Source organism: Streptomyces sp. NBC_00582, from assembly GCF_036345155.1.
Taxonomy (GTDB): Bacteria; Actinomycetota; Actinomycetes; order Streptomycetales; family Streptomycetaceae; genus Streptomyces.
Genome location: NZ_CP107772.1, coordinates 1601205 through 1614701 on the forward strand (window position 1 = coordinate 1601205; position 13497 = coordinate 1614701).

At 71.3% G+C, this 13497-nt stretch carries 12 protein-coding genes; 1 reads left to right on the forward strand and 11 read right to left on the reverse strand.

The window, feature by feature from the left end; all coding sequences use genetic code 11:
- Positions 1–108: 108 nt before the first annotated feature.
- Entirely contained in the window at positions 109–1632 is a 1524-nt protein-coding gene (locus OG852_RS06610; RefSeq protein ID WP_330347336.1) for a cytochrome P450, read from the forward strand.
- Here OG852_RS06610 and OG852_RS06615 read toward each other — a convergent pair.
- From OG852_RS06615 to OG852_RS06665, 11 genes are all read right to left on the reverse strand, one after another.
- A complete protein-coding gene (locus OG852_RS06615; RefSeq protein WP_133915592.1) occupies positions 1594–2424 on the reverse strand; it encodes a pentapeptide repeat-containing protein in 831 nt (276 codons plus the stop codon). The genes OG852_RS06610 and OG852_RS06615 overlap by 39 nt on opposite strands.
- Positions 2425–2448: 24 nt before the next feature.
- Positions 2449–3366, reverse strand: a complete 918-nt coding sequence (locus OG852_RS06620; protein WP_133915593.1) for a sigma-70 family RNA polymerase sigma factor — start codon at positions 3364–3366, stop codon at positions 2449–2451.
- Between the two features lie 28 nt (positions 3367–3394).
- A complete protein-coding gene (locus OG852_RS06625; RefSeq protein ID WP_133915594.1) occupies positions 3395–4138 on the reverse strand; it encodes a PIG-L deacetylase family protein in 744 nt (247 codons plus the stop codon).
- Between the two features lie 28 nt (positions 4139–4166).
- Complete coding sequence (locus OG852_RS06630; protein WP_330347337.1) at positions 4167–5468, reverse strand: alpha/beta fold hydrolase; 1302 nt, start codon at positions 5466–5468, stop codon at positions 4167–4169.
- Positions 5469–5571: 103 nt separating this feature from the next.
- Positions 5572–6594: a LacI family DNA-binding transcriptional regulator gene (locus tag OG852_RS06635; protein ID WP_133915596.1), complete on the reverse strand. Its 1023-nt coding sequence runs from the start codon at positions 6592–6594 to the stop codon at positions 5572–5574.
- 79 nt (positions 6595–6673) lie between these two features.
- Positions 6674–8098: a BNR repeat-containing protein gene (locus OG852_RS06640; RefSeq protein WP_133915597.1), complete on the reverse strand. Its 1425-nt coding sequence runs from the start codon at positions 8096–8098 to the stop codon at positions 6674–6676.
- A 47-nt stretch (positions 8099–8145) separates the two neighbouring features.
- On the reverse strand, positions 8146–8466 hold the full coding sequence (locus OG852_RS06645; RefSeq protein WP_133915598.1) for an L-rhamnose mutarotase: 321 nt from the start codon (positions 8464–8466) through the stop codon (positions 8146–8148).
- Positions 8467–8515: 49 nt separating this feature from the next.
- Positions 8516–9595: a rhamnose ABC transporter substrate-binding protein gene (gene rhaS, locus OG852_RS06650; protein ID WP_133915599.1), complete on the reverse strand. Its 1080-nt coding sequence runs from the start codon at positions 9593–9595 to the stop codon at positions 8516–8518.
- A gap of 123 nt (positions 9596–9718) precedes the next feature.
- A complete protein-coding gene (locus OG852_RS06655) occupies positions 9719–10699 on the reverse strand; it encodes an ABC transporter permease (protein WP_330347338.1) in 981 nt (326 codons plus the stop codon).
- Positions 10692–11762 (reverse strand): ABC transporter permease, encoded by a 1071-nt coding sequence (locus OG852_RS06660; RefSeq protein WP_133915601.1) that lies wholly within the window; start codon positions 11760–11762, stop codon positions 10692–10694. The genes OG852_RS06655 and OG852_RS06660 overlap by 8 nt, the downstream gene beginning before the upstream one ends.
- The gene (locus tag OG852_RS06665) at positions 11759–13276 is read right to left on the reverse strand and encodes a sugar ABC transporter ATP-binding protein (RefSeq protein ID WP_133915602.1); all 1518 of its coding nucleotides are present in this window, start codon (positions 13274–13276) and stop codon (positions 11759–11761) included. Before OG852_RS06665 ends, OG852_RS06660 begins: the two co-directional genes overlap by 4 nt.
- Positions 13277–13497: the final 221 nt, after the last annotated feature.

Below are 13497 nucleotides of genomic sequence, written 5' to 3' on the forward strand. Positions count from 1 at the left end.
TTACTTGACGTCGGTTCAACGACGGGACGAGACTGAACCCGTTATTGAACCCACGTACAACAGCTCCAACCTGCCGCTGGTTCACGGGAGATCGAGGGAGATCGCGTCATGGCGGAGACGGTGTCGACGACCGGGGGCCCGCTGCCCAAGGGGTTCCGCAGCGCGGAGCTGGGCTGGCCCGAGCTGCGGCGCATTCCGCATCCCCCGTACCGGATCCCGCTGCTCGGCGACCTCCTCGGCGCCAGCCGGCGCACTCCCGTGCAGGACTCCCTGCGGTACGGCCGCCGGCTGGGGCCGATCTTCCGGCGCAAGGCGTTCGGCCGGGAGTTCGTCTTCGTGTGGGGCGCGGGGCTCGCCGCCGACCTGGCGGACGAGTCGCGGTTCGCCAAGCACGTGGGGCTGGGGATCGCCAACCTGCGGCCGGTGGCGGGGGACGGGCTGTTCACGGCCTACAACCACGAGCCCAACTGGCAGCTCGCGCACGACGTCCTGGCCCCCGGGTTCAGCCGGGAGGCCATGGCGGCCTACCACCCGATGATGCTGGACGTCGCCGAACGGCTCACCGCCCACTGGGACCGGGAGGCGGCCGCCGGACGCACGGTCGACGTGCCCGGGGACATGACCAAGCTGACCCTGGAGACGATCGCCCGCACCGGGTTCGGGCACGACTTCGGCTCGTTCGAGCGGGACCGGCCGCATCCCTTCGTGACGGCGATGGTGGGCACCCTCACCTACGCCCAGCGTCTCAACACCCTTCCGTTCCCCGGGCTGTTGAGGGAGGCCGCACGCCGGAACGAGGCGGACATCGCCCATCTCGACCGCACGGTCGACGAGCTCGTACGGCAGCGGCGCGCCCGGGGCGGCGGGCAGGGGGACCTGCTCGACCGGATGCTCGACACCGCGCACCCCAAGACCGGGGAGCGGCTGTCCGACGAGAACGTACGGCGCCAGGTGATCACCTTCCTGGTCGCGGGCCACGAGACCACCTCGGGCGCGCTCTCCTTCGCCCTGCACTACCTCTCCCTGAACCCGCGGTTCGCGGCCCGGGCCCGCGCCGAGGTGGACCGGGTGTGGGGCGGCACGGCGGTCCCCGGGTACGACCAGGTGGCGAGGCTGCGGTACGTCCGCCGGGTCCTCGACGAGGCGCTGCGGCTGTGGCCGACGGCGCCGGGGTTCGCCCGGGAGGCCCGCGAGGACACGGTGCTGGGCGGGGAGCATCCGATGCGGCGGGGGGCCTGGGCGCTGATGCTGACGGCGATGCTGCACCGGGACCCCGCGGTGTGGGGCGAGGACGCCGAGCGGTTCGACCCCGACCGTTTCGAGGCCGCCGCCGTCCGGGGACGGGCCCCGCACACCTTCAAGCCGTTCGGCACGGGTGCCCGCGCCTGCATCGGCCGCCAGTTCGCCCTCCACGAGGCCACCCTCGTCCTCGGCCTCCTCCTGCGCCGCTACGACCTGCGCCCCGACCCGGCGTACCGGCTGCGGGTCACGGAACGGCTGACGTTGATGCCGGAGGGACTGCGGCTGGGGCTGGAGCGGCGTACGGCGACCGGAGCAGCGGGGGCACCGACGCAAGCGCCCGCTCCGGAGGTCTCAGCGCCCCGCTGTCCAGTGCACCGGGCGGGTGACTGAGGCCGGGAGCCGGGTGGCGGCGTTGCCGCGGGCCGCGTTGAGCTGGGGCTGCGTCAGGAAGATCGCGTCGGTCAGGTCGGCGTCGGTCAGGTCGGTGTCGCGCAGGTCGGCGCCGATCAGGTCCGCGCCGCGCAGATCGGCGCCGGTGAGGTCGGCGGCGATCAGGTAGGCGCCGCGCAGGTTCGCCCCGCGCAGATCGGTGCCCTTGAGCCGGGCGCCCATCAGATCGGCGCCCCGGCGGTCCTTCCTGCGGCCCCGGACACCGGCCCGGGCGAGTTCGCTGGTCCTGAGCAGCAGGACGTTGACCTCCTGGCGGTGGGCCGGGACGTCCAGGGCGATCAGCTCCTGCGGGGTCCGCCGGGTGAGCGCCTCGGTCCGCTCCAGGGCCCGGCGCAGCTCCGGGTGGACCGGGCGGGCGGCGGGCAGGGCGAGCGCCTCGGTGAGGTACCAGAGCAGCTCGTGGAGCTGGCGGACCACCGGGAACACCTCGAACATCGCCCGGGAGTGCTCGGCGGGGGCGCCCCGCCAGTCGCGCCCGCCGAAGGTGACCTGCGCGACCTTCTGGCCGGCACCGAAGCAGTCGTAGACCGTGCAGCCGGTGAAGCCCTTCTGCCGCAGCCGCTCGTGGATCCCGCAGCGGTGGTCCTCCGCCAGGTTGAGGCAGGGCCGCCCGGCCGGCTTGTCGACGGCGAAGTCAGCGGAGCGGGCGAAGGGCAGGGCCACGCAGCACAGGCCGAAGCAGTTCGCACAGTCGCCGCGCAGTCCGTCCCGGTCCGTCTTCTGGTCTCGCATGCCCTCCACCCTACTGACCTGCGCTCACGCTCCCTCCGGCACGTCCAGGGCGGCCACCCGCTCGGGGTCGGCCAGGATGTGCAGGGCGACGATCCGGCCGTCGGCGACGGTGACCCCCATGACCGACCGCACCTCGCCCTCGGGCCCGTTGAGGATCCCGACCGCGCCGCCCACCAGCGCCAGCCGCCCGGCCGGCGCGAACTGCCGGAAGAGCACGGCCTGTTCCGCCACCGCCTTCGCCCCGTGCACGATCTTGGAGGCCGCGGCGCCGCGCACCAGCGCCCCGGAGTCGGCCCGCAGCACCACATCGGGGTGGAGGACGGAGACCAGCGCCTCGAAGTCCCCGGCGCGGGCGGCGGCCAGGAACGCGGAGACCACCTCGCGCTGCCGGCCGAGGTCCGGCTCCGCCGACGGCGTGGCCCCCTGGACCCGGCGGCGGGCCCGGCTGGCGAGCTGGCGGGTCGCGGCCGGGGTCCGCTCGACGACCGGCGCGATGTCGTCGAACGGCACGGCGAACAGGTCGTGCAGCACGAACGCGAGCCGCTCGTCGGGCTCCAGGGTCTCCAGAACGATCAGCAGGGCGAGCCCCACCGCGTCCGCCTGGAGCACCTCCTGCTCGGGGTCGGTCCGGGGCAGCGGAGCGATCACCGGATCGGGGACGAAGGCGGCGTGTCCCGCGTACCCCTCCTGTCCTTCGTCCATCGGCAGTTCACGGCGGGCGGTGCGCGAGCGCAGCAGGTCCAGACAGACCCGGCCGGTCACGGTGGTCAGCCAGCCGCCCAGGTTGCGCACCTCCTCGACGTCGCTGCGGCCGAGTCTCAGCCAGGTCTCCTGCACCGCGTCCTCGGCCTCGGCGAGCGAGCCGAGCATCCGGTAGGCGACGGCCCGCAGATGTGCGCGGTGCTCCTCGAAGCGCTGCGCGAGTACGTCGGTGTCGGTCATGGCGCCACTCCCCCTCGGGCGTCGGTCACTATCGGTCGAAGAGCTCGAAGGCGACCGCCGGTCTGCCGCCGAACCGCTCCCCCACGGAGCGCGCCACCCCGGTCAGGAAGCCGCGCACGTACGTCTCGGGGTCCTCGTCGGTGAGGGCCTCGATGTAGGCGCGGTGTTCGAGCAGGGAGCCCACCGCCCGCTCCAGACCGGCCGAGGCGTCCACGGCGTGGGTGGGGGTGGCGGATCCGGCGACCGCGACCCAGCGCACCCCGTTCCAGGGCTGGAGGCCCTCTTCGGCCAGTTCCGGGAAGATCCAGCGGTTGCCGGCGTCCCCGGCGGCGTCGAGCGTGGCCCGGCCCACGGCGACGTGGTCGGGGGTGTTCCAGGCGACGCCGCCCCAGGTGTCGCGGTGGTTGAGGGTGAGGACGAGTTCGGGGCGGTGCCGGCGGATCGCGGCGGCGATGTCCCGGCGCAGGGCGGGGCCGTACTCGATCACGCCGTCGCGGTGGTCGAGGAACTCCACCGCGGTGACGCCCACGACGGCGGCGCTCGCCCGCTGCTCCCGCTCCCGCAGCGGGCCGCACTCGGCGGGCGCGATGGTGTCGATGCCCGCCTCGCCGCGCGTCGCGAGGACATAGGCGACCTCGCGGCCCGCGTCGGTCCAGGCGGCGACGGCCGCGGAGCAGCCGTACTCCAGGTCGTCCGGGTGCGCCACGACGGCCAGGGCCCGCTGCCAGTCCTCGGGCATGGGCCGGAGCTGAGGGATCGTCGGCACGGTCATGCCCGAAGACTAATCGGTGACACCGACATCACGCTTCGTCACGGACCAGGGCGAGCAGCCGGTCCAGGACGCGGGGTCCGCCGGCCCGTACGCCGTCGTGCTCGAACTCGTCGGTGACCCAGGTGCGCAGCCCGCGGATCGCGCGAGCGGTGCGCAGGGAGTGGGCGGTGTCGACGTACAGGTCGTCGTGGTAGATCGCGGCCGCGACCGGGACCTCGTTGGCGGCGAGGCGGGCGGGGTCGTACAGGGGCGTCCAGTCGGTGCGGGCGGCGAGGAGTTCGGCGGTCTCGCGCAGGGGCCGCAGCGCGGGGTCGGTGACGAACATCCAGGGGTGGACCGTTTCGCCGGTGAGCAGGACCGGTCCGTCGCCGGTGAGGCTCTTGGCGGCGTCGAACTGCGGGAACTCGGCGCGCACCCGTTCGGCCGACCAGGCGGTGGGGCGGGCGTCCTGGCCGTAGATCGCCTCGTGGACGAGGGCGTAGAGGGGGTGGCCGGCGAAGGAGAGCTGCTGCTGGATCTGCTCCTGGAAGGCGTCGGAGAGCTCGGGGCCCCGCGGGGTGGGGACGAAGGCGTCCTCGAGGAGGTGGTGCAGACGGTGGCCGCCGTCGCCGGTGCCGAGCAGGATGCCGAGGGTCTGGAACGCCTCGGCGGTGAGCCGGTGGCCGCCGGGGAGGGTGACCTCGTGTTGGAGGAGGTGGTCGGCGATCCGGCGGACCCGCTCGACGTCCTGCGGATAGCGGGCGTAGTGCGCGGCGTTCTTGCGCTCCATGCGCGGGTAGGCGGCGCGGTACACGTCGTCGGCGTGGGCGTCCAGGGACGGCAGACCGCCGGTGATCAGGGCGGCGGTCAGGCCCTCGGGGGCGAGGGAGAGATAGCTGACCGTGCAGAAGCCGCCGAAGCTCTGGCCGAGGACGGTCCAGGGGGCGCCGCCGGTGACCTCGTGGCGGATCGCCTCGCAGTCGCGGACGATCGAGTCGGCGCGGAAGCGGGTGAGGTAGTCGGCCTGGGCGGCGGGGCCGCCGCGCAGGGGGAGCGTCTGGCGGTTGGCGGGCGTGGAGGCGCCGGTGCCGCGCTGGTCCAGCAGGAGGACGCGGTACTCCTTCAGGGCGCGGCCGAGCCAGGCCGGTCTGCCGACGAAACGGTTCGCCCCGAAGCCGGGGCCGCCCTGGAGGAAGAGCAGCCAGGGCAGGTCCTGGCCGGCCTTGTCGCTCGCGACGACCTCACGGGCGTACAGCTCGATCGTCTCTCCCGCCGGGTCGGTGTGGTCGAGGGGGACGGTGAAACGGCGGTCGGTGAGTACGACGCCGGGCTGGCGGTAGCTGAGGGACAACAGGGGTCTCCTGGACGCTCGGTGTACGGGCCGCGTCCCAGTTCAGCACATGTCCGGGCGGGCGGGGAGCCCAGGGGATCATGAACGGCTACTGAACGGCGGCTCAGCGGGCCGACAGGCTGGAGCGGCGCACCACCAGCTCGGGCTGGAGCACGACCCTGCGGTGCTCGTGGCGTCTGCCGGTGTCCTCCTCGGTCTCCTCCAGCAGCATCTCGGCGGCCAGGGCGCCCATGGTGACGGCGGGCTGGCGGACCGAGGTGAGCGGGACGGCCGCGGCGGCGGCGAACTCGATGTCGTCGTAGCCGACGATGGCGAGGTCGTCGGGGACCCCGACGCCGGCCGCGTACATGGCCTGCAGGACGCCCAGGGCGAGCAGGTCGTTGGCGCAGAACACGGCGGTGGGGCGGTCGGCGAGCCCGAGCAGCCGGGCGCCCGCGTCGCGTCCGGCGGCCACGTCGAGCCGCTCGGTGGGCAGCTCGCGCAGGCACTCGGGCCCGAGACCGGCCTCGGCGAGCGCGTTCAGGGCGCCGGTGCGGCGGTCGCGGACCTGGTTGAAGCCGGGCGGGCCGCTGACGTACGCGAGGGAGCGGTGTCCGGCGTCGAGGAGATGCCGGACGGCGAGCGCGCCGCCCGCGACGTCGTCCACGGACACCGAGCACTCGGTGGTGCCCTCGGAGACCCGGTCGACCAGCACGAAGGGGATGCCGTGGCGGCGGAAGGACTCGATGTTGCGGCCGGTGGCGTCGGCGGGGGTGAGCAGGACGCCCCGCACCCGCTGTTCGGCGAAGAGGGAGAGGTACTCGGCCTCCTCACCCACGCTCTCGGCGCTGTTGCAGACCATCACGCCGAGCCCGGCGTCGCGGGCGGCCCGCTCGGCGCCGCGCGCGACGTCCACGAAGAACGGGTTGCCCATGTCGAGGACGAGCAGCCCCATGATCCGGGACCGCCCGGCCCTCAGCTGGCGCGCGGACTCGCTGCGGACGTACCCGAGCCGGTCTATCGCGGACAGCACGCGGGCCCGGGTCTCCGTGGCGACGGTGTCCGGACGGTTGATGACGTTGGAGACCGTGCCGACGGAGACTCCGGCGGCACGGGCGACGTCCTTGATACCCACCGACTGGGCCATCAGGCGGAGACCTCCAGGTGAACGGGGTACGGCAGGACGGGCTTCACATTACCGTCACGCCGGCCCCTGGCCGTTCGTGTCATGCGGGCAGTGCGAAGTCGATGACGTGGAGCGCCGAGGGGGTCGTCCCGCTCGACTTCTCCTGGTACAGGAACGACAGGGTGTTGTCGTACTTGACGCGCAGTTCGTCGATGACGACCTCGCCGAAGGCGTTCAGCCCGCTGCCGTCGAAGAGCACGCTCCAGTCGGTGTAGCCGGAGGACTTCGAGGCGCCGGCGATCCGCCCGAAGGGGAAGATCGCGTAGGCGTTGTCGTACTTGTCCAGGATCAGCTTGGTGCGCTGGCTGGAGCCGAGGACCACCGGGATCTCCGTCTTCTGCCAGGTCCCCGAGGAGTTCTTGCGGACGTGGAAGGCACGGCCGTTGGCGGTGCGGTCGCTGACGTAGTTGGTGGTGCACTGCCCGAAGCGGCCCGGCACATAGCTGATGATCGCGTGCGGCAGGCCGGTGGAGTCGGTGAACTGGCTCTCCTGGTTCATCAGGGAGTGGTCGGGGTTGAGCGAGTCCACGACGAGCCCCGCGTCGGTGACGGCCACCGTGTCCGAGGTGCCGGTGGTGCCCACGAGGGTGCCCGCGTTGTTGCGCCAGGTCCGCCCGCGGTCGTCCGAGTACACATAGCCGGTGTCGTGGTTGGTGATGCCGCCGCTGTTGCACATGACGGCCGCCGACTGCTCGCGCCAGGTGAAGAAGGAGTGCAGCCGTCCGTTGACGTCGTAGTCGATGCCGTGCAGGTACATGTTGCGGGCGGTGGAGGAGCCGTGCGAGCTGGTGTACGTGCCCGTCGAGCTGGACCACTCCCCGAGCGCGGTCCAGGACGAACCGTTGTACTCGGCGAGGGCGTTGCGCCCGTTGCCGGAGATCCCGACCCGGTAGCTGAGCTGGAGCTTGCCCTCGGGCGTGGAGACGAACTGCGGGTAGGTGAACTGCGAGGTGAGGGCGAGCCCGTCGAGGCTGGTCTGCACCGCGCCGAAGACGGACGAGGTCCAGGAGGTGGACGCCGGGTTGTCCAGGAGCCCGGCGATCGACTTCACGTAGAAGTAGCCGTCGCTGTGGGAGTCCATGTTGAGGTGGAGCCGGCCGTCGACCTTGGAGACGCCCATGGAGATGACGTTGTGGGAGTCGCTGGCCTTGAGGACGTGGGAGAGGGTGACGGTCGACCACGAGGTGCCGCCGAGGACGCGGCGCCCGACGACCGCGTTGCCGGTGGAGGTGTACCAGGCGGCGTACTGGTAGCCCTTGTAGGTCAACAGGCCGTTCTTCTGGAACGAGTTGTTGTTGACCAGACCGTCGTAGGACACGAAGAAGATCGCGCTCGCGTCGAGTCGGGTGGTGCCCTTGCTGGTCACGGACGGGCCGGGGTCGGCGGCGCGGGCGGTGCCGGAGGCGAGGAGGGGGGTCGCCGCGGCGCTCGCGAGGGCGCCGGCCAGCAGGGTGCGTCGTCTCATCTCGGGGGACTCCATTGTCGTACGAGAGCGGGAGGTACGGGGTGGTGTCAGGCGAGGTGGAACACTTCGGTGAGGGGCTTCATGGCCTCGTCGGGCCGGGCGCCGTCGAGGGACTCGAAGAACGGCGCCATCTCGGCCTGCCAGCGGGCGTTGACCTCGGTGGCCTCCATCCCGGCCTGGGCGGCGGCGAAGTCCTCGGTCTCCAGATAGCCGACGAGCAGGCCGTCGTCTCTGAGGAAGAGGCTGTAGTTGTGCCACCCGGTGGCCGAGAGAGCCTGAAGCATCTCCGGCCACACGGCGGCGTGCCGTTCGCGGTACTCGGCGAGGCGGTCCGCACGGACCTTGAGCAGGAAACAGACGCGCTGCATGAAGTACCGCTCCCGAGGGGTGTGGGGGGATTGATCGGAGGGACGGGAATCAGAAGTTGAACTGGTCGATGTTCTTGGCGTCGAACACGGTCGGCTTGCCGAGGCTGATCACACCGTCCTTGCCGATGGTGTACGACGTCCCGCCGGCCGTGAAGGTCTCGCCCTCCTTGCCGGTGATCTGGCCGGACACCAGCGCCACGGCCGTCTGCGCGGCGAGGGCGCCGAGCTTCGCCGGGTCCCACAGCTCGAAGCCGTCGACGGTGCCGTTCTTGACGTACTTGCGCATGTCGTTGGGGGTGCCGAGGCCGGTCAGCTTGACCTTGCCCTTGTACTTGGAGCCCGAGAGGTACTGGGCGGCGGCCTTGATGCCGACGGTCGTCGGGGAGATGATCCCCTTCAGGTTCGGGTACTCCTGGAGCAGGCCCTGGGTCTGCTGGAAGGACTGCTGGGCGTCGTCGTTGCCGTACGCGACCTTGACGAGCTTGATGTCCTTGTACTTGGCGTCCTTGAGTTCGTCCTTCATGAACTCGATCCAGGTGTTCTGGTTGGTCGCGGTCTGCGCGGCGGACAGGATCGCGATCTCGCCCTTGTAGCCGATCTGCTCGGCGAGGAGCTGCACCTCGGTGCGGCCGAGGTCCTCGGCGGAGGCCTGCGAGACGAAGGCGTTGCGGCACTCGGGGTTGGTGTCGGAGTCGTAGGTGACGACCTTGATGTCGTTGCTCATGGCCGTCTTCAGGGCGGTGCACAGGGCGCCCGGGTCCTGCGCGGACACGGCGATCGCGTCGACCTTCTGCTGCGTGAGCGTGTTGACGTACGACACCTGCCCCGAGGTGTCGGTCGCGCTGGACGGTCCGACCTCCTTGTAGCTGGAGCCCAGCTCCTTCAGCGCGGCCTCGCCGCCCTTGTCGGAGGTGGTGAAGTACGGGTTGTTGACCTGCTTCGGCAGGAAGCCGACGGTCAGCCCCTTCTTGGTGGCGGCGTTGGGGTCGGCCTTGCCGGTGGCGGCCGCGGAGGCGCCTTCGCTCTTCACGTCCTCCTTGGTGGTACCCCCACAGGCGGTGGCGGCGAGGGAGAGCGAGGAGACGACGGCGAGGGCGGCACAGGCACGCCGAAGGGATGACTTACGCATGGGGTTCCTTCGAGGAGAGGTGAGGTGAGTGCTTTTTTCTTGGGGACGCGGGGCTGTACTGATATGCGGCTCCGCCGCGTGGGCGCGACCAGCCACAGCGGACCCGCAGCCGGCATACGCGCCCTAGCCGGCGGAACGGGCTGCCGCCCGAGCAACGGAGATCTGACGGGCAACCCGAGGGCCGAGCACCGACACGACCAGCAGCACACCGGTCACGACGATCTGGGACTGCGCGGAGACATTGACGAGGCTCATCACGTTCTGCAGCGCGCCGAGGAGGAAAACTCCCGCGATCGCACCACCCAACGTGCCCTTGCCACCGTCGAAGTCGATACCGCCGAGCAACACGGCGGCGACGACGGAGAGTTCGAGCCCGGTCGCGTTGTCATAGCGAGCGCTGGCGTAGTGCAGCGCCCAGAAGATCCCGGTGAGCGAGGCCATGAACCCCGTCACCGTGAACAGGATCAGCTTCTGCCGCTTGACGCGGATCCCGGCGAACCGCGCCGCCTCCTCGCTCGCCCCGATCGCGAACAGCGACCGTCCGAACGGCGTGGCGTGCAGGACGACCACGGCGATCGCGAGCAGGACGAGGAAGGGCAGGAAGGCCTGGGGCAGGAAGCTGTCGCCGATCCGCCCCGCCGCGAAGTCCAGGTACTGGGCGGGGAAGTCGGTCACCGCGTCGGAGCCGAGCACGATCTGTGCGATGCCCCGGTAGGCGGCGAGGGTGCCGATGGTGACGGCGAGGGAGGGCAGTCCGAGCCGGGTCACCAGCAGGCCGTTGACCAGACCGCAGACGACGCCGAACAGCAGACAGATCGGGATGATCGCCTCGATGGTCATGCCCTGGTTCCACAGGGCGCCCATCACCGCGCCGGACAGCCCGGCCGTGGAGGCGACCGAGAGGTCGATCTCGCCGGAGACGACCAGCAGGGTCATCGGCAGCGCGACCAGCGCGATCGGCAGGGTGTTGCCGATGAGGAAGGAGAGGTTCAGCGCGTTGCCGAAGCCGTCCACGAAGGAGAAGGAGAACAGCAGCAGGACGATGAGGAGAGCGCTGACGACGGTGTCCCAGCGGACCACACGACCGGCAAGAGACTCACGCACGGGCCTCTCCCTTCTCCACGGCCGGCTTGACCGACGCCGACTTCTTCTTCAGGGCGACCGCCACCCGCAGCGCCACGATCCGGTCGACCGCGATGGCGAGGAGGAGCAGGACGCCGTTGATGGCGAGGACCCACACCGAGCTGACGCCGAGGGCGGGCAGGACGCTGTTGATGGAGGTCAGCAGCAGGGCGCCGAGGGCGGCGCCGTAGACGCTGCCGGAGCCGCCGGTGAAGACGACGCCGCCGACCACGACCGCGCTGACGACGGTGAGTTCGTAGCCGTTGCCGGTCCCGGAGTCGACGTTGCCGAACCGGGCGAGGTACATCGCGCCGGCGAGGCCGGCGAGGCCGCCGCAGAAGGTGTACGCCGCGAGGATCCGCTTGCGCACGGGGATGCCGGCGAGACGGGCGGCCTCCGGGTTGGAGCCGAGGGCGTACAGCTCCCGGCCGCTGACGAAGTGCTTGAGGTAGTACGCCGTGGCGACCAGCACCGCGAGGGCGATCAGCGCGAGGTACGGCACGGCGGAGAGGCCGCCGGAGCCGAAGTCGACGAATCCGCCGGGCAGGTCGGCCGCGGTGATCTGCCGGGAACCGACCCAGATGGAGTCGATGCCGCGGATGATGTAGAGCGTGCCGAGGGTCACGACGAGGGCGGGCACCTGGCCGAGGCTGACCAGCAGGCCGTTGAGGAGCCCGAAGCCGACGCCGAGCAGGACGGCCAGCACGATCGCGATCACGGGGTTGCCGCCGCCGTGCAGATAGGTGCCTGCGGCGAAGGCGGTGATGCCGAGGGTGGAGCCGACCGACAGGTCGACGTTCCTCGTGATCACCACCAGGGACTGGCCGGTGGCGACCAGCACCAGGATGGTCGCGTTCAGCAGCAGGTCCTTGATGCCCTGCTCGGAGAGGAACTCGCTGTTGCCGGCCTGGGTGACGGCGATCATCACCAGGAAGACGACCAGGATGGCGAGTTCGCGCATCTTGAAGACGCGGTCGACGAGCCGGGTGCCGCTCGACTGGGGCGCCTCGGCGACAGGGGCCTGTTCAGGAGTGGCGACCGTCATGCGGCAACCCTCCCGGTGGCTGCGGCCATCACGGTTTCCTCGGTGGCGTCGGAACGGGGGATCTCGGCGGTGAGCCGGCCCTCGTGCATCACCAGCACGCGGTCGGCCATGCCGAGGATCTCGGGCAGGTCGGAGGAGATCATCAGGACGGCGACCCCGTCGGCGGCCAGCTCACTGAGCAGCCGGTGCACCTCGGCCTTGGTGCCGACGTCGATGCCGCGGGTGGGCTCGTCGACGATCAGCACCTTGGGAGCGGTGGCCAGCCACTTGGCGAGGACGACCTTCTGCTGGTTGCCGCCGGAGAGCGTGTTGACGGTGTCGGCGATCCGGGCGTACTTCACCTGGAGCTTGACCGCCCAGTCCAGGGACCGGCTGCGCTCGGCGCCGCGGTCCATCAGGCCGGCCTTCACCGTCGTACGGAGGCCGGTGAGGCCGATGTTGCGCTCGATGGACATGTCCATCACCAGGCCCTGGGCGCGCCGGTCCTCCGGGACCAGAGCGAGGCCGGCGGCCATCGCGGTGGAGGGGGCGCCGTTGACCAGCGCCCTGCCGTCGACGGTGACGTCACCGGCGTCCCAGCGGTCGATCCCGAACACGGCCCGGGCGACTTCGGTGCGACCGGCGCCGACGAGTCCGGCCAGGCCGACGATCTCGCCGCGCCGCACCTCGAAGGAGACGTCGGTGAAGACGCCCTCCCGGGTCAGCCGGCGGACACTCAGGGCGACCTCGCCCGGGGTGACGTCCTGCTTGGGGTAGAGCTCGTCGAGGTCGCGGCCGACCATCCGGCGGACCAGGTCGTCCTCGGTCATGCCGGCGAGGGGCTCGCTGGCGATCCACGCGCCGTCGCGCAGGGTCGTCACCCGCTGGCAGATCTCGAAGATCTCCTCCAGCCGGTGGGAGATGAACAGGACGGCCGCGCCCTGTTCGCGCAGGGTGCGCACGACTCCGAAGAGCCGGGCGACCTCGCTGCCGGTGAGGGCGGCGGTCGGCTCGTCCATGATCAGGACACGGGCGTCGAAGGAGAGCGCCTTGGCGATCTCCACGATCTGCTGGTCGGCGATGGACAGTCCGCGGGCCGGGCGGTCGGGGTCGAGGTCGACACCGAGCCGCGCCATCAGGGCGGCGGTCGCCGCATGGGTGGCCTTGTGGTCGATGCGGCCGAGGGCGCGCCGCGGCTGGCGGCCCATGAAGATGTTCTCGGCGATCGAAAGGTCGGGGAAGAGCGTCGGTTCCTGGTAGATCACGGCGATGCCGGCGTCGCGGGCGTCGCCGGGACCGTGGAAGACGACGGGCTCTCCGTCGAGCAGCACCCGGCCGGTGTCCGGCCGGTGCACCCCCGCGAGGGTCTTGATCAGGGTCGACTTGCCCGCGCCGTTCTCACCGGCGAGGGCGTGCACCTCGCCGGGGAACAGCTCCAGGGAGACGCCCCGCAGGGCGCGAACGGCGCCGAAGGACTTGGCGACGTCCCTGAGCGCCAGCACCGGGGCCGGTCCCGTGTCGGACGGGTGGGTCATGGGTGGCTCCTCGACGAACGTCCGCGACGGTGCCCCTGGGGCCCGCCACGGCGTCGTGAAAGGTTTCAACTGGATGGCCGGGACGTTAGGCATAGCGGGCATGTCGCGTCAATGGGTCCGTGTCGAAAAGTTTTCGATAGCCGAAGGTCACGCGGCGGTCACAAAAAGGGGACGCGGTCGAAAGGGTTGACACTCCCCTCGCGGCCTCATAGCTTCCCGTT

Bases quoted from the DNA above. Each gene is read 5' to 3' on its own strand.
- OG852_RS06615 (WP_133915592.1), bottom strand. From the start codon at position 2,424: ATGCGAGACCAGAAGACGGACCGGGACGGACTGCGCGGCGACTGTGCG.
- OG852_RS06620 (WP_133915593.1), bottom strand. From the start codon at position 3,366: ATGACCGACACCGACGTACTCGCGCAGCGCTTCGAGGAGCACCGCGCA.
- rhaS (WP_133915599.1), bottom strand. From the start codon at position 9,595: ATGCGTAAGTCATCCCTTCGGCGTGCCTGTGCCGCCCTCGCCGTCGTC.
- OG852_RS06660 (WP_133915601.1), bottom strand. From the start codon at position 11,762: ATGACGGTCGCCACTCCTGAACAGGCCCCTGTCGCCGAGGCGCCCCAG.
- OG852_RS06640 (WP_133915597.1), bottom strand. From the start codon at position 8,098: ATGAGACGACGCACCCTGCTGGCCGGCGCCCTCGCGAGCGCCGCGGCG.
- OG852_RS06610 (WP_330347336.1), top strand. From the start codon at position 109: ATGGCGGAGACGGTGTCGACGACCGGGGGCCCGCTGCCCAAGGGGTTC.
- OG852_RS06625 (WP_133915594.1), bottom strand. From the start codon at position 4,138: ATGACCGTGCCGACGATCCCTCAGCTCCGGCCCATGCCCGAGGACTGG.
- OG852_RS06665 (WP_133915602.1), bottom strand. From the start codon at position 13,276: ATGACCCACCCGTCCGACACGGGACCGGCCCCGGTGCTGGCGCTCAGG.
- OG852_RS06645 (WP_133915598.1), bottom strand. From the start codon at position 8,466: ATGCAGCGCGTCTGTTTCCTGCTCAAGGTCCGTGCGGACCGCCTCGCC.
- OG852_RS06635 (WP_133915596.1), bottom strand. From the start codon at position 6,594: ATGGCCCAGTCGGTGGGTATCAAGGACGTCGCCCGTGCCGCCGGAGTC.